Raw genomic sequence first — 22,390 nt, forward strand, 5'->3', positions numbered from 1 at the left:
ATTTACAGGAAAGGGTGAGGGCATTTTCGAAAATGCCCTCACCCTTTCCTGTAAATCCCCACGTCCCTCCTGTAAATAATAAAAAGGCTGTGAATGCCCGGCATCTTCAATTCTTCAGCCACATCCCCATGATTACCAAAAAAGATTAAAAAATTACAAAGATAATACAAGAAAGTAAATTCTATGGACGCTAAAATATATTCTATGATATACTATTTTTTTGATGGAATAACGTAACAGTTCAGACCTGTCTGGACTGTTACGGAATAACGCTTCGGCATGGAGGAATAAAATGACAGGAAAATTATATGGAATCGGCGTAGGCCCCGGCGACCCCGAACTTCTCACCTTAAAAGCGGTACGCCTGATAAAAGAATGTGATAAAATAGTAGTTCCGGGAGAGGATTACAACACCAGCGTAGCCTATAAGATCGCCCTGGAAGCGGTGCCGGAACTGGCTCAAAAAGAAGTGTGCGGAATTTCCATGCCCATGACTAAGGACAAGAACATTTTGGAAGAAAATTACGCATCGGCGGCGGCGCAGATCACCGGCTGGCTGGACGAAGGAAAAGACGTTGGAATTTTGAATCTGGGCGACGTGACTGTTTACTCCACCTGCCTCTATATCCATAAGCTGGTAAAAGCATCAGGTTATCCGACGGAACTGGTTAACGGAATCCCATCTTTCTGCGCGGTGGCGGCCAGGCTGGATATGGGACTTGTGGAACGTTCCCAGCAGCTCCATGTTCTCCCCGCCTCCTATCAGATCGAAGAGGGATTGAAACTCCCCGGCACAAAAGTGCTGATGAAGTCGGGAAAACAGATCGGCAGAGTGAAAAACCTGATAAAAGAGATGGGAATGAACGCGGTGATGATCGAAAACTGCGGTATGGAAGAGGAGAAAATCTACCGGACCACAGATGAAATAGACGAAAACGCAGGGTATTATTCCCTGATGATTGTAAAAGAACAAGAAGAGTAAATGAAGCGCCATATTACGGCGGAGCGCCAATTAAACGGCAAATCGCCGCAAACTGCGAACCGTTATTTATGACGAAGCGCCATCTTATGGCGGAGCGCCATCTTATAGCGGAGCGCCATCTTATAGCGGAGTGCCATCTTATAGCGGAGTGCCAATTTATGGCAAATCGCCGCATACGGCGGCAGATTGTGAGGAATGATGAAACAGATATACGTTGTGGGCATCGGCCCGGGCAGTTATGAACAGATGACAATAAAAGCGGCAAATGTGTTAAAGTCCTGCGATTTAATCGTAGGCTACACCGTCTATGTGGACTTAATCAAAGAGTATTTCCCTGATAAGGAAATGATTTCAACCCCCATGAAACAGGAAGTGGAGCGCTGCCGCCTGGCATTTGAAGAGGCGGACAAGGGAAAAGACGTGGCAATGATCTGCAGCGGAGACGCCGGAGTGTACGGAATGGCAGGTTTGATGTACGAGATCGGAAGCGAATACCCCGGATGCGGCATTACGGTGGTGCCCGGCGTGACTGCAGCTGTTGCGGGAGGAGCTGTGCTTGGCGCGCCCCTGATCCACGATTTCGCCCTGATCAGTTTAAGCGACCTTCTGACCCCATGGGAAAAGATCGAAAAGCGTCTGGAGTGCGCGGCAGCCGCCGATTTTGTGGTCTGCCTTTATAATCCCTCCAGCAAAAAACGCCATGATTACTTACAGAAAGCCTGCGATATCATGCTCCGCCATGCGTCCGAAGACACGGTCTGCGGAATTGCCGCCAATATCGGGCGGGAAGGCGAGACTGGCCGGACCATGACGCTAAAGGAACTGCGGGATACCCAGGTGGACATGTTTACCACGGTATTTATCGGAAATTCACAGACAAAAGTGGTGGACGGACACATGGTAACCCCCAGAGGATACCGGATTTAGCAGGAAATAAAGACAGGTATTAAAGACGGAAAATGAGGACAGAGAATGAAGACAGAAAAAGAAGACGGAAAATGAGGACGGAACTATGACGATCATAAAAGCCATGGCCATCGCCTGCGCCATGTATTCCAAAATACCCATGCCCAAAGTGGACTGGAATGAAAAAAATATGAGATATGCCCTGTGCTTTTTCCCTCTGGTAGGCTTTCTGGAAGGCGCAGTATTTTTCGCGGTTTTCAGCTTTCTGGGATATCTTAACGCCCCTGAACTGATGAAAGCGGCTGTCCTTTTCGCGGTTCCCATCCTGATTACGGGAGGGATTCACATGGATGGATTCCTGGATACCATGGACGCCCTCAGTTCCTACCAGACGAAAGAGAGAAAACTGGAGATATTAAAAGATTCCCATACCGGGGCATTTGCGATCATCGGCTGCGCCGTCTACACCGTGTTATATCTCGGCGGACTCAGCGGGTTAGTGGACGGCAGAAGCTGCCTTCTCGTCTGCACCGGATTTGTGATTTCCCGGTCTTTAAGCGGGCTGTCCCTGGTGCTCTTTAAAGGGGCGAGAAAAAATGGCCTGGCCTATACATTTTCCAGTTCCGCCCATAAAAAAATTACACGGACGGTGCTGGCGGCTGTTTTGATTGTCTTTGCCTGTCTGGCAGTGAGCCTGGACGGTGCGGCAGGAACCGTTATGGTAACCGGAGCGGCTGCCGTATTCGCCTATTACCGTTACATGTCCTATAAAGAATTTGGCGGTATCACGGGGGACCTGGCGGGATTTTTCCTTCAGGTCTGCGAGCTGGTGATGCTTTACGGCGTAGTCATTGCGGAAGGATTGAACTCATTATGAATTTACATATATTGGCGCTGGGAGCCGGATTTGTTCTGGACCTGATTTTAGGCGATCCCAGATGGATGATCCATCCGGTCTGCCTGATGGGAAAGACCATTGCATGGGCGGAAAAAACAGTGCGGAACATTGCTGGAAATGATAAAAAGAAGCTGCTGGCAGGAAGCTGGCTGTTATGTGCCGGAAATGTGATTTTCTGGACCGGCCTGGCTTACCTGGTCTGCGGTATGCTCTATAGAATCGGCCCGGCCGCGGGCCTGGCGGGAGAAAGCCTTCTCTGCTGGCAGCTTCTGGCCGTAAAAGGGCTGAAAAGCGAGAGCATGAAGGTATATGAAGCCCTGAAACAAGGAACCATTGAAGATGCCAGATACGCGGTTTCCATGATCGTAGGCCGGGATACCCAGTCATTAGACGAAAAGGGTGTGACCAAAGCTGCGGTGGAAACGGTGGCGGAAAATCTGTCCGACGGAGTGATCGCCCCCCTGCTCTTTATGGCGGTGGGAGGGGCGCCCCTCGGTTATCTCTATAAAGTGGTGAACACCATGGATTCCATGGTGGGCTATAAAGATGAGAAATACCTCTATATCGGGCGGATTCCAGCCAAACTGGATGATGTCCTGAACTTCATTCCGGCCCGGATTTCAGCCCTTCTCATGATCCTTGCGGCCCCGGCAGCCGGATTAAACGGCAGAGACGCCTTTGCCATGTGGAGAAGGGACGGCAGGAACCATGCCAGCCCCAATTCCGCCCAGACAGAGGCGGCCGCGGCAGGGGCCCTGGGAGTTCAATTGGCAGGGGATGCCTATTATTTCGGTAAACTATATAAAAAACTTACCATTGGTGATAAAAAAAGAGAGATTGAAATCGAAGATATAAAGAGGATCAACCGTCTGCTGTACATAACGGCCATGGCTGCCATGGCGATTGTGCTGGCGGCCGGTATTAAATAGCTGTGGAGGATAGTGTGAAAAATAATCTTGAAGGCTTATTTTTCACACCCGGATTTGTGCCGGAGCCACAAATTCGAATCGCCGCTGAGAATCTGAAATTCTCATCGCGTGCCTGCAAAACGCATTTTATGCGTAACGCATTTTATGCGTAACGCATTATATACATAGCGCATTTTATGCGCAGCACAGCATTTGCGCAAAAAACGCTCCGGCATGGAGGAATAAGATGTCAAAAACCAAGGAAGCGATTTTGGTGGTCAGTTTTGGGACCAGCCATGAAGATACGAGAAAAAAGACCATTGACGCGATTGTAAAAGAGGTCTGCGATGCCCGCCCGGACTGCCGGATTTATGAAGCCTGGACCAGCGGGATGATCATACGGAAGGTTGCCAAGGCCGGATATCATGTGATGACCGTGAGCGAGGCCATGGATCAGATGGTAAAAGACGGAATCACCCGTCTGACCGTCCAGCCCACCCATGTGATCAATGGAATTGAAAATGACCAGATGAAAAAAGACGTGCTGGCCCGGAAGGAAGATCTGGAAGAGATCCGTTTTGGAACTCCCCTTCTGACCTGCGAACAGGATTCATTTTATGTAATAGACACTTTAATGGAAGAGATGGGGCCCCTGGAAGAAAAGACCGCTCTGGTGTTCATGGGCCATGGAACCACCCATTATGCCAACACCATTTATGCGGCCCTGGACTACCAGTTTAAGGACAGAGGGCATAAAAATGTATTCGTGGGGACAGTAGAAGCATATCCTTCCATGGAGACCCTGAAAAAACATTTAAAAGAAGGGGGATTTGAAAAACTGATTCTGACCCCCTTCATGATCGTCGCCGGAGACCATGCGAAAAATGATATGGCAAGCGAAGATGAGGATTCCTGGAGAAGCCAGTTAGAAAGAGAAGGATATGAAGTATCCTGCCTGCTGAAAGGCCTTGGGGAGTATCAGGGAATCCGCCGGTTATTTTTAAAACACATTGAACAAGCAGAGAAGGAGGCATAAGATATGGTTCATTTTATAGGAGCAGGCCCGGGGGACCCGGAACTTCTGACAATTAAGGGAAAGCGTCTCATCGACGAGGCGGATGTGATAATCTATGCCGGTTCTCTGGTAAATCCCCAGGTGTTAGACGGCGCCAAAGAAGGGGCCAAAATCTATAACAGCGCCAAAATGAACTTAGATGAAGTGATCGAAGTGATGAAAGAGGCGGAAGAAAACGGGCTGGCAACAGCCCGGGTACATACGGGAGATCCCGCCGTTTACGGGGCCCACAGGGAACAGATGGACCGCTTAGACCAGCTGGGGATTGAATATGACGTCACTCCCGGCGTCAGCTCATTTCTGGCCGCGGCCGCAGTGCTTAAAAAAGAATATACCCTGCCCGGAATCAGCCAGACCGTGATTTTAACCAGGATGGAAGGCAGGACGCCCATGCCGGAAGGGGAGAAGCTGGCGGACCTGGCAAAACACCAGGCGACCATGATCATTTTCCTCAGTGTGGGCCAGATCGAACTGCTGTCGGAAACCCTGAAAGATTCCTACAGCCAGGACACCCCGGTGGCGGTGGTTTACAAGGCCACATGGGAAGACCAGAAGATCGTCAAAGGCACATTAAATGACATTGCGAAAAAGGTGAAGGACGCGGGAATCAAAAAAACTGCCCTCACCGTGGTGGGCGGATTTTTAGGAGATGAATACGAGCTGTCCAAGCTCTATGATAAACATTTTACCCATGAATTCAGGAAAGGAATTGATTGAGGGATGATAATACGGATCGGAACGAGAAAGAGCAAACTGGCAATGGTTCAGACTGAGATCGTAAAGCGTGAGATCGAATCCCGGTTCCCGGAAGCGGAGATCGTGATCGTGCCCATGTCCACAAAAGGGGATAAGATTCTGGACCGCTCCCTGACTTCCTTCGGAGGAAAAGGGGTTTTTACAAAAGAGCTGGAAGAAGCCCTGTTAAATGGAGAGATCGATATGGCCGTCCACAGCGCCAAAGACATGCCCATGGAATTTCCAAAAGGCCTCTGTTTGGGAGCCGTGCTGGATCGGGAAAACCCCGGCGACGTGCTGGTGACCACCACGGGAATTAAGGCTTCAGACTTAAAAAAAGGAAGTGTGATCGGAACCAGCAGCCTGAGACGGGAACTGCAGATTAAGAACATCAATCCCCAGGTGCGGATCAAGATGCTGAGGGGGAACGTGCAGACCAGGCTGGAAAAACTGAAACAGGGAGAATACGACGGCATCCTGCTGGCGGCGGCAGGCCTGAAACGGCTTGGAATGGAAGAGCCGGAGGGATTTTACCTGGAATACCTGGATAAGGAACAGTTCGTACCGGCTCCGGGACAGGGAATTTTAGCCGTTGAGATTCGGGAAGGCGAACTTGCCTCCATCATGGAAGGCATTCACTGCCGGGAAGCGGCGGTGATGCTGAAAGCCGAGCGGGAATATTTAACCATACTGGGCGGAAGCTGCAACGCCCCCTGCGGCGCTTACTGCCGCCAGGAGGGAGAGGGGCTTGTGATGACGGCCATGTATGCAAAAGACGGCGTCCATCCCGTATATAAAAGGATGAAGGCAGAAGGCCAGACCGAAGAGGACGGCAGAAACCTTGCGAAACTCCTGGCTTCCCAGGTGAGTTATAAAACCGTATCCTTAGTGGGCGCAGGCCCGGGAGATAAAGGGCTTTTGAGCAGAAAGGGACTGGAATGCGTGAGAAATGCGGACGTAATCGTCTACGACAACCTGATTTCCCCGTCCATTCTCAATGAAGCCAGGCTGGATGCAAAGCTCATCTATGCGGGAAAACGGTCTTCCCACCACCATTTAACCCAGGATAAGATCAATGAAGTGCTGGTGGAGGAAGCTTCGGCCGGAAATTATGTGGTCCGCTTAAAGGGCGGAGATCCCTATATCTTCGGAAGAGGCGGGGAAGAAGCTCTTGAACTGAAAAAACATGGAATTCCATTTGAAATCGTGCCGGGAGTTTCATCCTCCTACAGCGTGCCCGCTTACGGCGGAATCCCGGTGACCCAGCGTAATATGGCCTCGTCCTTTCACGTGATCACCGGACATGAAGGGAACCACAAAGACGCGGAAGTCTTAAATTACGCCACCCTTGCGAAAGAAGAGGGAACGCTGATCTTCCTGATGGGCCTCCATAACCTGGAGCGGATCACAAAACAGCTGATGGAAAACGGCAAAGACCCCTCCACCCCGGCGGCGGTCATTTCCGCGGGAACCACGGGCAGGCAGAAAAAGGCGTCGGCCACATTGGAAACCATTGTTAGGGCGGTGAAAGAACAGGAAATCCCAACTCCGGCCATCACGGTAATCGGCCAGGTGGCCAGCCTGGGAGAAGAACTGGAATGGTTTTTAAAAGGCCGTTTATCCGGCGTCAGAATCCTTTTAACAGGCACCAGGCATATGGTGAAACAGCTGGAAGAAGAGCTGGACCCGCTGGGAGCGGAGACCATTTCATTAAGCCTGGTGGAAACCAAGGAGCTGGTGACGGAAGAAGCGTTAAACACCCTTCACCGTCTGGATGAATATAAGTGGATTGTATTCACCAGCAATAATGGAGTGAATATTTTCTTTGACCTGCTTCGGAGGGAAAAGATCGATTACAGAGCGCTGATGCATCTGAAATTCGCCGCAGTCGGAAAGAGCAGCGCGGCGGCTTTGGCGGCCCACGGATTTATCTGCGATTTCCAGCCCTCCTCTTTCTCAGGAGCCGGTCTTGCAAAAGAGTGGATTCCGGGCCTTGACCGTCAGGATAAAGTGGTGCTGGTGCGGGCAAAAGAAGCTTCTCCCGTACTGCCTGAGGCTTTAAATGCGGCGGGAATCCCATTTGAGGATCTGACCTTATATGAGACCTGGGCGGATGAACGGAGAAAAGAAGAATTAAACCGCATTGTCAAAGATGTGGATTATATAACAATTGCCAGCGGTTCGGCGGCCAGGGCATTAAAAAATATGCTGGAAGAGCCCAAAATGCTGGAAGCCGGAATTATTTCCATCGGCCCGGCAACCACAAAAGAAGCCGAAAAAGCGGGGCTGGCCGTCTGCGCGGAAGCGGATGAATATACGGCGGCCGGAATCGCGGCGGCAATTCTGGACCGCGTCTGACAGAAAGCAGTTTTCGAAACACTCTGGACCGCGTCTGACGGAAACTGATTTTCAGACATTTTTAACAACGATAGAAAAGAGGAAACCATGGCGGCAAAAGTGATAATGATACAGGGAACCATGTCCAATTCCGGAAAGAGCTTTGTCACGGCAGGCCTCTGCCGCGTGTTCAAACAGGACGGTTACCGGACGGCTCCCTTTAAATCCCAGAATATGGCCCTAAATTCCTATATAACAAAAGACGGCCTGGAGATCGGCCGGGCCCAGGCCATGCAGGCGGAGGCGGCCGGAATCGAGCCCACCGTTTACATGAACCCCATCCTGTTAAAACCCACCAGCAACGTGGGCAGCCAGGTGATCGTAAACGGCGAGGTGCTGGGAAACTGGAAGGCCATAGACTATTACAGAGACAAGACCAGGTTCATCCCCGACGTGAAGCGCGCCTTTGACGCTTTGGCGGAGGAATACGACATCATCGTGATCGAAGGAGCCGGAAGCCCGGCTGAGATCAATTTAAGGGAAAATGACATTGTAAACATGGGCCTTGCCAAGATGGTGGACGCGCCTGTGATCCTGGTGGGCGACATCGACCGGGGCGGCGTGTTCGCCTCCCTTTACGGCACGGTGAAGCTTTTGGAACCCGACGAACAAGAGAGGATCAAAGGACTGGCCGTGAATAAATTCCGGGGCGACGTGGCTATTCTGGAACCGGGCCTCAGAATGATCGAAGAAAAAACAGGAATTCCCGTGGTGGGCGTGATCCCCATGGAGAACATCGACATCGACGACGAAGACAGCTTATCCGACCGGCTGAACCAGGTGACCGCCGGAAATGGAGTGGATATGGCGGTGATCCGCCTCCCCCACATTTCCAATTTCACCGATTTCAGCGCATTTGAACGGCTAAAAGGCGTTTCCCTCAGATATGTGACCTCCCCTTCCCAACTGAAAAACCCTGATCTGGTTCTGATTCCCGGCACAAAAAATACCATGGACGATATGAACTGGCTTAGGGAAAGCGGCCTGGAAACCCTGATTCTGCGCCTTTCGGAGCAGGACGTGCCGGTAATCGGCATCTGCGGCGGCTTCCAGCTTTTGGGGAAAATGCTCCACGACCCCATGAACGTGGAACACGGCGGCAGCATGAGAGGCATGGGGCTTTTGGATGCTGAAACCGTATTCGCCCAGGCCAAGACCAGAACCCAGACAACCGGACATTTTCTCTGCTCCGTTCCCATGTTTGGCCGGTTTGGTGAGAAAGAAGTGACCGGATATGAGATCCACATGGGACGAACCTCCAATTTAGGCGGCTGTAAAGAGGCAGTCCGGCTTTCCGACGGCAGAATCGACGGCCTTTGCAATGAAAAAGGCACCGTGTTCGGTTCCTATCTCCACGGCCTTTTCGATACGGACGGCCTGGCCCAGGCATTAGCGTCGGCTCTGGCCTTAAAAAAGGGAATCTGTCTGGAAGAAGAGGAATTTGACCTGCAGGCCTATAAAGAACAGCAGTATGACAAGCTGGCAGACCTGATCCGGTCGTCATTTGACATGAAGGCGGTTTACCGCATGATGGAGGGAGAGTGAAGCCATGGCAGAAGAGATAAAATTTGTGAAACCCGATGAAATAGAAAAGAGAAGCATGGAGATCATCGCCCGGGAGCTGGGAGAGCGGACCTGGCCGGAAGAGGAATTTCTGGTGGTGAAACGCTGCATCCATACCTCGGCGGATTTCGATTACGCGGACAACCTGGTATTTTCAGATCAGGCGGTTTTAAAGGGAATTGAGGCGTTGAAAGCCGGAGCTGTGATCGTCACCGACACCAATATGGCGGCCGCGGGCATCAATAAAAAATCCCTTGAAAAATGCGGCGGACGTGTCTGCTGTTTTATGGCGGATAAAGACGTGGCAGAAGAGGCCAAAGAACGGGGCGTCACCCGGGCTACGGTCTGCATGGAGCGGGGAGCCAGGCTGAAAGGCCCGGTGATCTTTGCCGTGGGAAATGCACCCACCGCTTTAATCCGTCTCCACGAGATGATGAAGGAAGGGCTTGTGAATCCCGCCTTGATCATCGGCACCCCTGTGGGATTTGTCAACGTGGTGGAATCCAAGGAATTGATTTTAGAAGATGAAGTCCCCTCCATCATAGCCAGGGGCAGAAAAGGGGGCAGCAACATAGCCGCTGCGATCTGCAACGCACTGCTTTACCAGATCGCCAGATAGGCTCTGCCGCAGCCCCGTTTAATGGGACCGGTACTGTTTCGGCGTCAGTCCCGTGTGTTTTTTAAATATCTTTGAAAAATAACTCTGGTCCTCAAACCCGGTGGCGATGGCGATGTTGATCAGAGAATAATCGGTGTTGGCGAGAAGGCGTTTGCTTTCTTCCACCCGCACCATATTTAAGTATTCTTTAAAAGATGAACCGCATGCCTGCTTAAATATAGAAGAAAAATAGGCCGGATTCAAATGGACCTGGTCGGCTACATTTTCCAGCGTCAGGGGAGAGGAGAAGTTTTCGGATATGTATTTCATGGCCTTTCGGACCACATCCCCGTTCTTGGTGTTCAACTGGCTGAACATGCATTCCATATAGATTTCCAGGACCTCCTGAAGCATATAGCAGAGGGCGTCAATGCTCTTTACAGTCTGAAGGTTTTTTAGGAACTGATTGTTGATCTTTAAAATCTGGTCGGTTCCCGCGCCCCCTTCAATGGCCGATCTGGAAAGAAGGGCGCAGAGTTCCGAGGCCCGGCTTTTGATGATTTCGATGCTGTTTCCCTCGGAAAAGAATACATAGCCCAGCAGATCATTTAAAATGGCGCTGGCCTCCTGTTTATTCCCGGTTTTGACCTTGGTTAACAGTTCCTTCTCCTTTTCAAATGGATAGGAAATCTTGTTGTCCAGTTCCAGGTTTTTATACATCTGGATGGATTCGTTGATCTTGGACTGCTGGTGGATCTTCCCGCGGTTGAAGATCAGCTCCTGTCTGGCATCGGATACGAAGTTGGAAAACAGGTGGTACAAAAGCCGGCTGACCTGTGTGACCATAGGCGGCGGGATCACCGTGATCTGGCCCGCGTAATCATAGAGGTCCAGCAGAGATTCCAGCGGAATATCCGGGTAATTGTTGTGCAGATCCGTTATGAGCAGGGAATCGGCATTCTCCATTAAAAACGGTCCCACCAGGATGGAGCCGAACAGGGCTTCCTGGTTGATCAGAGGAAATACGATATGGTTCAAACCTGCGTGGCAGGAAAAAATATAAGTTTCACCCAGTTCCATGGCCCGTTTTCCGGCGGTGGCATGGAGTTTCTGGCAGGAATCGGTGGGGGGAAGATAGGGGATGAAATGGCGGCAGTAGACGCTGGGATCGCCGCAGCGCTCCAGAATATTGCCGTTCTCATCCAGCACCTGAATCGGAAGTTTCAGGCAGGCGTGGAACGCCTCTAAAAGTTCCTGGAGTTTCTCTTTGGCAACGATTGTATACAAATAAGATTCCATAAAAATCCCCTCCATACCATTTACTGAAACCTATTATATCATAAAACCCCATAAAATCCAAAAATTTTACAATAAATCTAAAGAAATCCCAAGGGCTTTGTCACCCGGCAGATGAAGAAATGGAGGCAAGCATGAAAATCAGCAATTTACAGGCGAAGATGAACCGGGATGAGGTGTTCCGGCTGATCGACTGTCACGATGACAGCCCTGTTTATGAAGAAGTAGTTGAATCCTATGAAAGCCTGGAAGAAGAAGTTTACGGCCTGATTAAACCGGCCGGGCTGTTTGAATTCACCCAGCTCACAAACGAGACGGAGACGGAGAAATATCCCGCCGGAACCCCCGTGATCTATTTAATCGCCACCGTAGGGCGGGAAGTGACCGCCTATTCGGACCAATTGTTCAAAGAGGGGGAGTTTTTAAAAGGAATGCTGGTGGACGCCATGGCCGATTCCTGCTTATTCAGCCTGGAACGCTGCTGGCAGGAACAGGTGAAAGACGCCTGCGGCGAACGGAATCTGGGAATTGCCAGACGTTTAGAAGCCCCCCAGGACATCCCCATGGAAGTCCAGAAAGAGGCGTATGAAGTCCTTCATGCCAGGGAAGAGCTGGGGATGCGTCTGTCCTCCGGCTATATGTATGATCCTGTAAAGTCCACCTGCCAGGTCTTCGTGCTCACTTCCGACCGGGACGTGTTCCGCACCCAGCATAACTGCAGGGCCTGTTCTAATCTGACGTGTAAAATGAGGAACATTCCCCCGGTACAGGTGACGGTGACCGACAAATCAGGAACATTTTCCATGGAATTGAAAGAACGGGAAAGCGTCATGGACGGACTGATCCGCAGCGGTTCCTATCTCAGTGCGGTCTGCGGCGGCAAGGGAATCTGCGGCAAATGCCGGGTGAAGGTGACGGAAGGAACTGTCCCTCCATCCCCGTCAGACCTGCGTTTCTTTACGGAAGAAGAGCTGAAAGAAGGATACCGCCTATCCTGTCTGGCCTATCCCCAGGAAGATATAACCATAGTTCTGGAAAATGGACAGGAAGACAGTTTTGAAGTGCTGAATCAGTTCCAGGAACAAAAACAACAGGCTGTTTCCGAAAATGGAGAGTACGGGATCGCCATCGATATCGGAACCACCACCATTGCGGTCCACCTGATTTCCATTCCTGACGGCGGTCTGGCCGCTTCCCACAGTTCCATCAACCACCAGCGGGCCTACGGGGCCGATGTGGTGTCCAGAATGCTGGCTTCCAACCAGGGCAAAGGGCAGGAACTGAGAGACTGCATCAGGAAAGACCTTTTAGAAGGCATCCGTTCCGTAATCAGCCGTGGAAAGGCCGCTCCGGAGAACATTAAGAAAATTGCCATCGGTGCCAATACTACCATGGGCCATCTGCTGCTGGGATTTTCCTGTGAAACCCTGGGCGTATACCCCTTTGACCCAGTGGATATCAGCTATATCGAACGCCCCTTTGAAGAGGTGTTCGGTGAAACTCTGCTTAACTGCCCGGTGGAAATCCTGCCCGGAATCTCAACCTTTGTGGGCGGCGACATCGTTTCCGGCCTTCTGTTCTGCGGCTTTGATCAATCGGATAACGTGAATGTGCTCATCGACCTGGGAACCAATGGGGAGATGGCCATCGGCTGCAAAGACCGGATTTTAGTGACGTCAACCGCCGCCGGGCCCGCTTTTGAAGGCGGCAATATCAGCTGCGGCATGGGAAGCGTGGCGGGGGCTATCTGCCATGTGAGCCTGGATGAGAATAACCGGCCCAATATTGAAACCATTGGCGGGCAGCCGCCTGTGGGCCTCTGCGGAACCGGCGTGATTGAGACGGCCGCGGAGCTGATTCGAACCGGCCTGGTGGATGAAACCGGGCTTTTGGACGACGATTATTTCGACGACGGCCTTTTTCTGGCAAAGGCTCCCGATGGAAAGGAAATTACATTCACTCAAAAGGATGTGAGGGAAATCCAACTGGCCAAATCAGCCGTGAGAGCCGGTTTGGAAACCCTGATCCTCAGATATGGAATTACTTATGATGAGATTGACAAAGTCTTTCTGGCCGGCGGGTTCGGATATAAGATCGACAGAGAGAAGGCGGTTGCCATCGGCATGATCCCGGAAGAACTGTCCCATAAGATCGAGACTGTGGGCAACAGCTCCCTGGGCGGGGCTTATCTGGCGGTCACCAAAGAGGGGGCAAAAGAGGCCATGGAACGGCTGGTGGGCGTGTCGGAAGAGATCGCTTTATCAACGGATAAGAAGTTTAATGAATTCTATATGGAATATATGTATTTTGAATAATTGGAAAAACAAATAAGTGAAATGATAAATGAATGTTCCGATAAATGCAAAAATAAATACACATATATAAATAAGTAAATGATGGATTTAATAAAAATGCCGCGAAATACGGCGGAAAGGCGGTCAATAGTGCAGGATGAGAAAATAAATACCTGCCCCCAGGGCTATATATGGAAAGAGAATAAAAAGCTGCGCTGCGGATACACCACAGGCTCCTGCGCCGCCGCCGCTGCCAAAGCGGCCCTGTATACAATGCTTACTGGAACCGCCCCAAATCAGGTGGAGTTATTGACACCCGGGGGAATCCGCCTGTACCTGGAAGTGGAGGATTTGTACCGGGGAGCGGATTTTGTATCCTGCGGCATCCGCAAGGACGGAGGGGACGACCCCGACGTGACCCACGGTCTCCTCATCATGGCGAAAGTCAGCCGGAAAGAGGAGCCGGGAATTGAAATAGACGGCGGCCCCGGCGTGGGCCGGGTCACCAGAAAAGGCTTGGAGCAGCCGCCTGGAACTGCGGCCATCAACCGGGTTCCCAGGGAAATGATCACAAAAGAGATGGAAGACCTGCTGAAAGAATACCAGGTTTCCGGCGGCGTAAAGGTGGAAGTTTACGTGCCCGGGGGAGAGAAAACGGCGGAAAAGACATTTAATCCCCGCTTGGGAATTGTGGGGGGAATCTCCATTTTAGGAACCACCGGAATCGTGATCCCCATGAGCGAAGCGGCCCTCATTTCCAGCATCGGCATCGAGATGAAGCAGCTTCTGGCGGAAGGCAACGGCTGTCTGGTCTTATCTCCAGGCAATTACGGGGAATCCTTCTCCCTGAACCAGTATGAGATTCCAGGGCGGTATATTGTAAAAATCAGCAATTTCGTGGGAGAGAGCATCGATATGGCCGTGGAATCGGGGGCCAAAGGAATCCTGTTAATCGGCCATATCGGAAAATTTGTGAAGCTGGCAGGCGGCATTATGAATACCCATTCCAGAAATGCCGACGCCAGAGCCGAACTTCTGGCCGCCCATTTCATCCGGTGCGGCGGCGATGCGTCTGCGGCGGCCAGGATTTTAGACTGTGTGACCACAGACGAAGGTCTGGAGATCATAAAAGGCGCCGGTCTTTTGGATGAGGTTTCTAAAAGCCTTGTGGAAAAAATTCTGTACTATGTGGAAAAACGGAGCTATGGCCGCCTGAAAACCGGAATAGTGATGTATTCCAATGAATACGGGCTGTTAGGCACAGCAGGGCCGGTGCCGGAACTTTTGAAAATGGTAAAGGAGTATATGCAGGATGAAAGCAGTGCTGATATTTGCGGGAACCAGTGAAGGACGGGAACTGGCCTCATTTTTAAGCGGAGCCGGGATCGAATCCTGGGTCAGCGTGGCAACGGAATATGGAGAGACATTGCTTCCTAAGGAGGAGAATATAACCGCTGTAACCGGATATAAAGACCGGCAGGAGATGGAGATTTTTTTAAGAGAACACGATTTTTCCTGTGTGGTGGACGCCACCCACCCCTTTGCCCAGAAGGCCACCGAACATATCAAAGGGGCCTGTAAGGACGCGGATGTGCCCTATTACCGTCTGCTCCGGGAAGAAGAACATGAAATGGCGGGAGACGCGGTTTATGTGGGATCGGTCCGGGAGGCGGCTGAATATCTGGAACAGACAAAAGGAAATGTGATGGTCACCACCGGGAGCAAGGAACTGGACCCCTATATGGAACTCACCGACCCGTCCCGGCTTTATTTCCGCATACTTCCTTCGGCCCCTTCTTTGGCGCTCTGCCAGGCCAGGAACATTCCTCCTAAGAATATCATCGCCATGCAGGGCCCCTTTGGACGGGAGTTAAATGCGGCTCTGATCCGTCAGCTTGACTGCCGCTATCTGGTAACCAAAGCTTCGGGCCAGGCCGGGGGATTTTCAGAGAAAATCCAGGCGTGCAGGGATACCGGCGCTGTGCCGGTTGTGATAAAAAGGCCGGAAGAAGCGGACGGGCAAAGCATGGGGGAGATTAAAAAGCTTCTCCTGAAACTGTACGGAATGAAAGAAAAGCCTGCTGTCACCATAGCGGGAACCGGGCCGGGTTCAGAAGCCATGATGACGGCAGAGGTGCTGCAGGCGCTCACAAAAGCAGATGCCTGTATCGGCAGCGGGCGCATGCTGGATGGGGCCAAAAAACGGGGAAAACCGGTATTTGACAGCTACCGGCCGGAAGAGATCAAAGCCTGGATAGAAGCCCATCCCGAATACCGTAACATCCTGATTCTGATGTCCGGCGACCCGGGATTCTACAGCGGCACAAAAAAACTTCTGGACCAGTTAAGCGGATACCAGGCGGACGTCCTTCCCGGAATCTCTTCCCTGTCCGCCTTCTGCGCCAAGCTGGGAATCTCCTGGGACGACATGGTTTTGTGCAGCGTTCACGGCAGAAGACAGAATCTGATACAGAAGATCCGCCACAACAGAAAGGTGTTCGCCCTGCTTGGAAAGGAAGACGAATTCCGCAAACTCTGCGGCCTCATGCTGGATTACGGCATGGAAGATGTGACAGTCTGCGTCGGAGATTCCCTGTCCTATGAACAGGAGCGGATCTTTAAGGGAACGCCGAAAACCGCATTGAATGAGAAATTTTCAAACCTGAGCTGCGCGGTATTTATAAATGAAAGATTTGAAGCGAAAAAACTCCGGCTGGGAATACCGGAAGAAGAGTTTATCCGGGACAAGGTGCCCATGACCAAAGATGAAGTGAGATGCATATCGGTGGCCAAACTGCAATTGCAGCGGGATTCCATCATTTACGATATCGGCGCCGGAACCGGTTCTGTATCCGTGGAAATGGCAATGGCTTCGGAAGACGGCATGGTGTACGCGGTTGAAAAGAAACCTCTGGCAGCAGAACTGATCGGAAAGAACCGGGATAAATTCAGAATCACCAATCTGGAAATCATCGAAGGCACGGCCCCGGAGGCGATTTCAGACCTGCCTGCGCCCACCCATGCATTTATTGGTGGTTCCTCCGGCAATTTAAAAGAGATCGTGGGAATTCTGAAACAGAAGAATCCGGCGGTGAGAATTGTGATCAATGCCATCGCTCTGGAGACGGTGGCGGAAATCGCAGCCCTTGGCGGGGAATATGAGATGGAGATCGTCCAGATCCAGGCGGCGAAAGGGAAGAAAGCAGGCAGTTATCATCTGATGATGGGACAGAATCCGGTAACCATTGCAGTCATTGAATAATTGCAGTTATTGAATATAGAAAAGAGGCGGTTCTATGTTATATCTGGTAACAGGGCCTGAGAAATCAGGAAAATCGGCAAAAGCGGAGGCTCTGGCTGTCCGTTTGGGAGAAAACAGAATCTATCTGGCCACCATGGTGCCTTTTGGGGAAGAGGGCAGAAAACGGGTGGAACACCACCGGGAACTCCGGAAAGAGAAGGGATTTAACACTGTGGAGTGTCCGGTTGATATCGATCAGGCGGACATCCCCAAAAATGCTGTGGTGCTTTTGGAATGTATCCTGAATCTGGCCGCGAATATCTGTTTCGGCACAGAGGGCTGTCCGCCCCATACGGCGGAAGAAACCGTCCGCCTGGTCTGCGAAAAAGTGGACCGGCTCAATAAAAAATGCAGGGAACTCATTGTGGTAACGGGACAAATGGAGTATGATCAGGGTTATGACGAAGAGACAAGAGCCTATATAGAGGCCGTCCATCAGATCAACCGCCGCCTGGAACAGATGGCGGACCAGGTGATCGGAGGCGGAGAGAAAGAATATCCCCGGTTCCCCCTGTTTGTGGATTTGAACAAAAAGCGGGTAGTGGTGGCCGGAGCGGGGAAAATCGGAACCAGAAGAGCCGCTGTTTTGGCCGAATTCGGGGCGGCCGTCCTGGTGGCCGCCCCGGAAGGATGCGAAGAGATGGCACGCTTAGAGCAGGCCGGTCTGGTGCACTGGGAGAGAAGGCCGGTCAGGGAGGCGGATTTAAACGGGGCCTATCTGGCGGTTGCGGCCACCAATAACCCGGACGTCAATGACCGGATGGCAAAGCTGTGCCGTGAACGGGGAATCATGGTCAGCCATGCGGGCGACCAAAGCCAATGCAGCTTTTATTTTCCGGGAATCGCCCGGGAAGGGGAGCTGGTGGCCGGGATTGTGGCGGATGGAAAGAGCCACAGCCTGGCGAAACAGGCGGCCCAATCCCTGAGAATCTGGCTCAGACAGTTTATGACAGAGAGGAACGGCGAGCGATGAAGACACACGGAGGAGACATTTTCGGCGTTGCGGCAGAACTGGGCGTGAAGCCGGAAGAATGTCTGGATTTTTCAGCCAATTTAAATCCCCTGGGCGTTCCAAAAAGCGTCCGGGATGCCATGAAAGAAAGCCTGGACCAGGTGATCTATTACCCAGACCCGGACTGCCGGGAACTGATCCATGATTTAAGCGGGCATTACGGGGTGCCGGAAGGGTATCTGCTGGCTGGAAATGGGGCGGCGGACCTGATTTTCCGTCTGGTTTATGGGATCAGGCCTTCAAATGCCCTGATTCCGGCCCCCACTTTTTTAGAATATGAAGAGGCGCTGAAGCAGACAAAAACCCGGATCATCCGCCTGCCGCTGGATGAAAATCTGGAAGTGCCGGAGAATCTGCCGGAGTTCATTTCTGAAGAAATTGACCTGGTATTTCTCTGCAATCCCAACAATCCCACCGGCATTTTAACCGGGAGGGATTTGATGATCATGGCAGCCAAAAAGGCAGTTGAGACGGGAACAATACTGGTGATCGACGAATGTTTCCTGGACTTTACGGGCAGGGAAGAGGAATTCACAATGGTCCCTTACCTGAAAGAGTTTCCCAACATGGTCATTTTAAAATCCTTTACCAAGATGTTTTCCATACCTGGAATCAGGCTTGGATATGCGCTCTGTTCCGATCCGGATCTGATTAACCGAATCCGGGCCGCCGGACAGAGCTGGAGCGTCAACACCGCAGCCGCGGCGGCGGGCAGGGCGGCTTTAAAAGAGGTGGAATTTGTCCGTTCTTCGGCCGCTTTTATAAAAGAAGAAAGGGAGTTTCTGACCGGAGAACTGAAAAAACTTGGAATCAGAGTATTCCCGGGGCAGGCCAATTATCTGTTCATCCAGGTAAAGAGCTGTCCCGGTTTATATGATAAACTGTTGCGGTACGGGATCATGATCCGACGCTGCTTAAACTACGACGGGCTGGACGAAACGTACTACCGGACAGCCGTCAGAAACCGTGAAGAGAACAAAGGGCTTATTAAGGCGCTGAAATCGATCATAGAAGGAGAGGAGAAAAATGCTGCAAAGACCGAGACGACTGAGAGGAAATGAAATTTTAAGAAAGATGGTGAGGGAAACCAGGCTTGACAAAGCCTCCCTGATCTATCCCATTTTTGTAAAAGAGGGGACCGGAATCCAGGAAGAGATTCCCACAATGCCGGGACAGTTCCGCTACAGCGTGGACAAGATGCCCTATAAACTGGAAGAGCTGAAACGGGCCGGGGTGGGCAGCGTGATGTTCTTCGGCATTCCCGACGTAAAGGACGAAGTGGGAAGCGGGGCCTATGCGGAGGATGGAATCGTGCAGAGGGCGCTTAGGGAAGCCAGAAAACAGTTCCCGGACCTCTATCTGATCACCGACGTGTGTATGTGCGAATACACGTCTCACGGCCATTGCGGCGTGCTCTGCGGTTCGGAGGTGGACAACGATCCCACTCTGAAGCTTCTCTCCGCCACCGCCTTATCCCATGTACAGGCCGGGGCAGACATGGTAGCCCCTTCGGATATGATGGACGGCCGGGTGCTTGCCATCCGGAATACGCTGGATGAAAACGGGTATACCCAGACCCCCATCATGTCCTATGCGGTAAAATATGCATCCGCATTTTACGGCCCCTTCCGGGATGCGGCAGGTTCCGCCCCTGCTTTCGGAGACAGGAAATCCTACCAGATGGATTACCACAACCGGAAAGAAGGGATCAAAGAAGCCCTTTTGGACGTGGAAGAGGGGGCGGACATCATCATGGTAAAACCGGCCATGAACTACCTGGATGTGATCCGGGAAGTGGCGGATCTGGTGGACGTGCCGGTGGCCTCTTACAGCGTCAGCGGAGAGTACGCCATGGTGAAGGCCGGGGCCAAATTAGGTTACATCGATGAGGAAAAGATCATTGCCGAGATGGCGGTTGCGTCATACCGGGCAGGCTCTTCCATCTACCTGACTTATTTCGCAGAAGAGATCGCATCCCTGATTGACAGGGGAATTATTGGATAACCTTAATGTATGGATTAAAAGTTTCTGAATGTTCTTGTAACATTTTAATATTGATTTTTTATCTAAAAAAAATTATAATGTAGAATAACTATTTCCAGCAGAAAAGGTGACGATCTATGACAAATGATACGGTTTCAGAAAAACTGAATATAGAGCTGGAGGCGCCGGCGGATTTCACAAGCCCGGAAGTGCTCTATGACGATCTGGTTAAAAGCATCAGGAAATACCATCCTTCCGATGATATCAGCATGGTGGAAAAAGCCTACAGGATCGCATATGAAGCCCACAAAGACCAAAAGAGAAAATCGGGTGAACCCTATATCATTCACCCCCTTTGTGTTGCCATCATTCTGGCTGATCTGGAACTGGATAAGGAGACAATCGTCGCCGGCATCCTCCACGACGTGGTGGAAGACACGGTGATGACCGGGGATGAAGTGGCGAAGGAATTTGGAGCGGAAGTCGCCCTGTTGGTGGACGGCGTCACCAAACTGACCCAGTTGTCCTGGTCCATGGATAAGGTGGAAATTCAGGCGGAAAACCTGAGGAAGATGTTCTTAGCCATGGCGAAAGATATACGCGTCATTTTGATCAAACTGGCCGACCGCCTTCATAATATGAGGACGCTTCAGTATATGAGGCCGGAGAAGCAGAAGGAAAAGGCCAAAGAGACCATGGAAATCTACGCCCCTATCGCTCACCGGCTGGGTATTTCCAAAATCAAGATCGAACTGGACGATTTGTCATTAAAATATTTAAAGCCGGATGTGTATTATGATCTGGCTGAAAAGATCACACTGCGCAGGGATGCCAGGGAAGCATTTGTCAGAGAAATTGTGGAAGAGGTGCAGAGCCACATCAAGGAAGCCGGGATTGAAGCCCAGGTGGACGGACGGGTGAAGCATTTCTTCAGTATCTATAAGAAGATGGTGAACCAGGATAAGACCCTGGATCAGATTTACGATCTGTTCGCCGTCCGCATCATCGTAGACACCGTGAAGGACTGTTATGCCGCCCTTGGGGTGATCCACGAACTGTATAAGCCGATTCCAGGCCGGTTCAAGGACTACATCGCCATGCCGAAACCCAATATGTACCAGTCCCTGCACACTACCTTGATTGGCAGCAGCGGCCGTCCCTTTGAGATTCAGATCCGTACCTTTGAGATGCACCGTACCGCGGAATTCGGTATCGCCGCCCATTGGAAGTATAAGGAGAGCGGCAGCGGACAGGTGGCAGCAGGAGATGAAGAAGCCAAGTTAAGCTGGCTGCGCCAGATTCTGGAATGGCAGCGGGACATGTCGGATAATAAAGAATTTCTGAGCCTGATTAAAAGCGATCTGGACCTGTTTTCCGACAGCGTTTACTGTTTCACCCCGTCCGGTGATGTGAAGACACTTCCAAGCGGTTCCACCCCCATCGATTTTGCCTATTCCATCCACAGCGCGGTTGGGAACAAGATGGTAGGGGCCAGAGTTAATGGTAAGCTGGTAAACATCGATTATGTGATCCAGAACGGCGACCGCATCGAGATCATCACTTCCCAGAACTCCAAGGGCCCCAGCCGTGACTGGCTTTCCCTGGTGAAGAGTACTCAGGCGAAGAATAAGATCAACCAGTGGTTTAAAACCGAACTGAAAGAGGATAACATACTAAAAGGCAAGGAGATGATCGAGCGGTACTGCAAGACCAAAGGCATCAACTTAGCCGATATCAGCAAGCCGGAGTACATGGAAAAGGTCATGGCCCGGTATGCGTTCCGGGACTGGGATTCGGTTCTGGCATCCATCGGCCACGGCGGCCTGAAAGAGGGCCAGATCATCAACAAGATGCTGGATGAGCGGGAAAAGAAGCTGAAAAAAGAGGTGACCGATACCAACATCCTGGACGGAATCGCGGAGATGACCAACAAGGTTCCTGTCTCCAAAAAATCCAAGAGCGGAATTGTGGTAAAGGGAATCCACGATGTGGCAGTCCGTTTCTCCAGATGCTGCAGCCCGGTTCCAGGCGATGAGATCGTAGGATTTGTCACCCGGGGCAGAGGGGTTTCCATCCACAGAACTGACTGCATCAATATCATCAACCTGCCGGAAGACGAAAGGGCCAGGCTGATCGACGCGGAGTGGCAGCAGGCGGAAGGCGCGGATAACAAGGAACGGTATTCCACGGAAATCCAGATCTATGCCAACAACAGGATCGGCATGTTTGTGGATATTTCTAAAGTATTTACGGAGCGCCAGATCGATATCACGTCCATGAATGTGCGGACCAGCAAGCAGGGGAAAGCCACCATTATCATGACATTTGATATACATGGAATTGAGGAATTGAACCGGTTAACTGATAAACTGAGACAAATTGAAGGCGTATTGGATATTGAGAGAACTGCGGGGTGATGTATCGCAGTTTTTTCATTCTATA

Annotated in this window: 18 protein-coding genes; 17 read left to right on the top strand and 1 reads right to left on the bottom strand. The window is 51.4% G+C overall.

What is annotated here, in order from left to right; translation table 11 throughout:
- The first annotated feature begins 292 nt into the window (after nt 1-292).
- From cobI to GPL15_RS01960, 10 genes are all read left to right on the top strand, one after another.
- Complete coding sequence (cobI, locus tag GPL15_RS01915) at nt 293-982, top strand: precorrin-2 C(20)-methyltransferase (protein WP_215695434.1); 690 nt, start codon at nt 293-295, stop codon at nt 980-982.
- Nucleotides 983-1,180: 198 nt separating this feature from the next.
- The gene (cobJ, locus tag GPL15_RS01920) at nt 1,181-1,909 is read left to right on the top strand and encodes a precorrin-3B C(17)-methyltransferase (protein WP_215695485.1); all 729 of its coding nucleotides are present in this window, start codon (nt 1,181-1,183) and stop codon (nt 1,907-1,909) included.
- 85 nt (nt 1,910-1,994) lie between these two features.
- Entirely contained in the window at nt 1,995-2,765 is a 771-nt protein-coding gene (locus GPL15_RS01925) for an adenosylcobinamide-GDP ribazoletransferase (protein ID WP_215695436.1), read from the top strand.
- Entirely contained in the window at nt 2,762-3,715 is a 954-nt protein-coding gene (gene cbiB, locus GPL15_RS01930) for an adenosylcobinamide-phosphate synthase CbiB (protein ID WP_215695438.1), read from the top strand. The genes GPL15_RS01925 and cbiB overlap by 4 nt, the downstream gene beginning before the upstream one ends.
- Nucleotides 3,716-3,729: 14 nt before the next feature.
- Complete coding sequence (locus GPL15_RS01935) at nt 3,730-3,867, top strand: hypothetical protein (RefSeq protein WP_215695440.1); 138 nt, start codon at nt 3,730-3,732, stop codon at nt 3,865-3,867.
- A gap of 74 nt (nt 3,868-3,941) precedes the next feature.
- Nucleotides 3,942-4,730, top strand: a complete 789-nt coding sequence (locus GPL15_RS01940; protein WP_215695442.1) for a sirohydrochlorin cobaltochelatase — start codon at nt 3,942-3,944, stop codon at nt 4,728-4,730.
- 3 nt (nt 4,731-4,733) lie between these two features.
- Nucleotides 4,734-5,486 carry a precorrin-4 C(11)-methyltransferase gene (gene cobM, locus GPL15_RS01945; protein ID WP_215695444.1) on the top strand — a complete coding sequence of 251 codons (753 nt, stop codon included), beginning with the start codon at nt 4,734-4,736 and terminating at the stop codon, nt 5,484-5,486.
- Between the two features lie 3 nt (nt 5,487-5,489).
- Complete coding sequence (hemC, locus tag GPL15_RS01950) at nt 5,490-7,862, top strand: hydroxymethylbilane synthase (protein WP_215695446.1); 2,373 nt, start codon at nt 5,490-5,492, stop codon at nt 7,860-7,862.
- Nucleotides 7,863-7,949: 87 nt separating this feature from the next.
- Nucleotides 7,950-9,446, top strand: coding sequence for a cobyric acid synthase (locus GPL15_RS01955; protein WP_215695448.1), 1,497 nt, complete (start codon nt 7,950-7,952; stop codon nt 9,444-9,446).
- Nucleotides 9,447-9,450: 4 nt separating this feature from the next.
- Nucleotides 9,451-10,083, top strand: coding sequence for a precorrin-8X methylmutase (locus GPL15_RS01960; RefSeq protein WP_215695451.1), 633 nt, complete (start codon nt 9,451-9,453; stop codon nt 10,081-10,083).
- A gap of 18 nt (nt 10,084-10,101) precedes the next feature.
- On the opposite strand, the gene GPL15_RS01965 is transcribed toward GPL15_RS01960, so the two are convergent.
- Entirely contained in the window at nt 10,102-11,361 is a 1,260-nt protein-coding gene (locus GPL15_RS01965) for an AraC family transcriptional regulator (RefSeq protein WP_215695453.1), read from the bottom strand.
- A 131-nt stretch (nt 11,362-11,492) separates the two neighbouring features.
- On the opposite strand from GPL15_RS01965, the gene GPL15_RS01970 reads away from it, so the two are divergent.
- The 7 genes from GPL15_RS01970 to GPL15_RS02000 all read left to right on the top strand — a co-directional run bounded on the left by GPL15_RS01970 (nt 11,493) and on the right by GPL15_RS02000 (nt 22,365).
- Nucleotides 11,493-13,673, top strand: a complete 2,181-nt coding sequence (locus GPL15_RS01970; RefSeq protein WP_215695455.1) for an ASKHA domain-containing protein — start codon at nt 11,493-11,495, stop codon at nt 13,671-13,673.
- Nucleotides 13,674-13,802: 129 nt separating this feature from the next.
- Nucleotides 13,803-14,999, top strand: coding sequence for a cobalt-precorrin-5B (C(1))-methyltransferase CbiD (gene cbiD, locus GPL15_RS01975; RefSeq protein WP_346344879.1), 1,197 nt, complete (start codon nt 13,803-13,805; stop codon nt 14,997-14,999).
- On the top strand, nt 14,965-16,914 hold the full coding sequence (gene cobK, locus GPL15_RS01980) for a precorrin-6A reductase (RefSeq protein WP_215695459.1): 1,950 nt from the start codon (nt 14,965-14,967) through the stop codon (nt 16,912-16,914). The genes cbiD and cobK overlap by 35 nt, the downstream gene beginning before the upstream one ends.
- Nucleotides 16,915-16,948: 34 nt before the next feature.
- Nucleotides 16,949-17,926: a bifunctional adenosylcobinamide kinase/adenosylcobinamide-phosphate guanylyltransferase gene (locus GPL15_RS01985; protein WP_215695461.1), complete on the top strand. Its 978-nt coding sequence runs from the start codon at nt 16,949-16,951 to the stop codon at nt 17,924-17,926.
- Entirely contained in the window at nt 17,923-19,026 is a 1,104-nt protein-coding gene (gene cobD / locus GPL15_RS01990; protein WP_215695463.1) for a threonine-phosphate decarboxylase CobD, read from the top strand. The genes GPL15_RS01985 and cobD overlap by 4 nt, the downstream gene beginning before the upstream one ends.
- Nucleotides 18,992-19,969, top strand: a complete 978-nt coding sequence (gene hemB / locus GPL15_RS01995) for a porphobilinogen synthase (protein WP_215695465.1) — start codon at nt 18,992-18,994, stop codon at nt 19,967-19,969. Before cobD ends, hemB begins: the two co-directional genes overlap by 35 nt.
- Before the next feature lie 116 nt (nt 19,970-20,085).
- Nucleotides 20,086-22,365: a bifunctional (p)ppGpp synthetase/guanosine-3',5'-bis(diphosphate) 3'-pyrophosphohydrolase gene (locus tag GPL15_RS02000; RefSeq protein WP_215695467.1), complete on the top strand. Its 2,280-nt coding sequence runs from the start codon at nt 20,086-20,088 to the stop codon at nt 22,363-22,365.
- Nucleotides 22,366-22,390: the final 25 nt, after the last annotated feature.

The organism is Clostridium sp. MCC353 (assembly GCF_018785315.1).
Lineage (GTDB): Bacteria > Bacillota > Clostridia > Lachnospirales > Lachnospiraceae > CHH4-2.

Coding starts and splice junctions, on each gene's coding strand:
- cobI (WP_215695434.1), top strand. CDS start 293: ATGACAGGAAAATTATATGGAATCGGCGTAGGCCCCGGCGACCCCGAA.
- cobJ (WP_215695485.1), top strand. CDS start 1,181: ATGAAACAGATATACGTTGTGGGCATCGGCCCGGGCAGTTATGAACAG.
- GPL15_RS01925 (WP_215695436.1), top strand. CDS start 1,995: ATGACGATCATAAAAGCCATGGCCATCGCCTGCGCCATGTATTCCAAA.
- cbiB (WP_215695438.1), top strand. CDS start 2,762: ATGAATTTACATATATTGGCGCTGGGAGCCGGATTTGTTCTGGACCTG.
- GPL15_RS01940 (WP_215695442.1), top strand. CDS start 3,942: ATGTCAAAAACCAAGGAAGCGATTTTGGTGGTCAGTTTTGGGACCAGC.
- cobM (WP_215695444.1), top strand. CDS start 4,734: ATGGTTCATTTTATAGGAGCAGGCCCGGGGGACCCGGAACTTCTGACA.
- hemC (WP_215695446.1), top strand. CDS start 5,490: ATGATAATACGGATCGGAACGAGAAAGAGCAAACTGGCAATGGTTCAG.
- GPL15_RS01955 (WP_215695448.1), top strand. CDS start 7,950: ATGGCGGCAAAAGTGATAATGATACAGGGAACCATGTCCAATTCCGGA.
- GPL15_RS01960 (WP_215695451.1), top strand. CDS start 9,451: ATGGCAGAAGAGATAAAATTTGTGAAACCCGATGAAATAGAAAAGAGA.
- GPL15_RS01965 (WP_215695453.1), bottom strand. CDS start 11,361: ATGGAATCTTATTTGTATACAATCGTTGCCAAAGAGAAACTCCAGGAA.
- GPL15_RS01970 (WP_215695455.1), top strand. CDS start 11,493: ATGAAAATCAGCAATTTACAGGCGAAGATGAACCGGGATGAGGTGTTC.
- cobK (WP_215695459.1), top strand. CDS start 14,965: ATGAAAGCAGTGCTGATATTTGCGGGAACCAGTGAAGGACGGGAACTG.
- GPL15_RS01985 (WP_215695461.1), top strand. CDS start 16,949: ATGTTATATCTGGTAACAGGGCCTGAGAAATCAGGAAAATCGGCAAAA.
- cobD (WP_215695463.1), top strand. CDS start 17,923: ATGAAGACACACGGAGGAGACATTTTCGGCGTTGCGGCAGAACTGGGC.
- hemB (WP_215695465.1), top strand. CDS start 18,992: ATGCTGCAAAGACCGAGACGACTGAGAGGAAATGAAATTTTAAGAAAG.
- GPL15_RS02000 (WP_215695467.1), top strand. CDS start 20,086: ATGACAAATGATACGGTTTCAGAAAAACTGAATATAGAGCTGGAGGCG.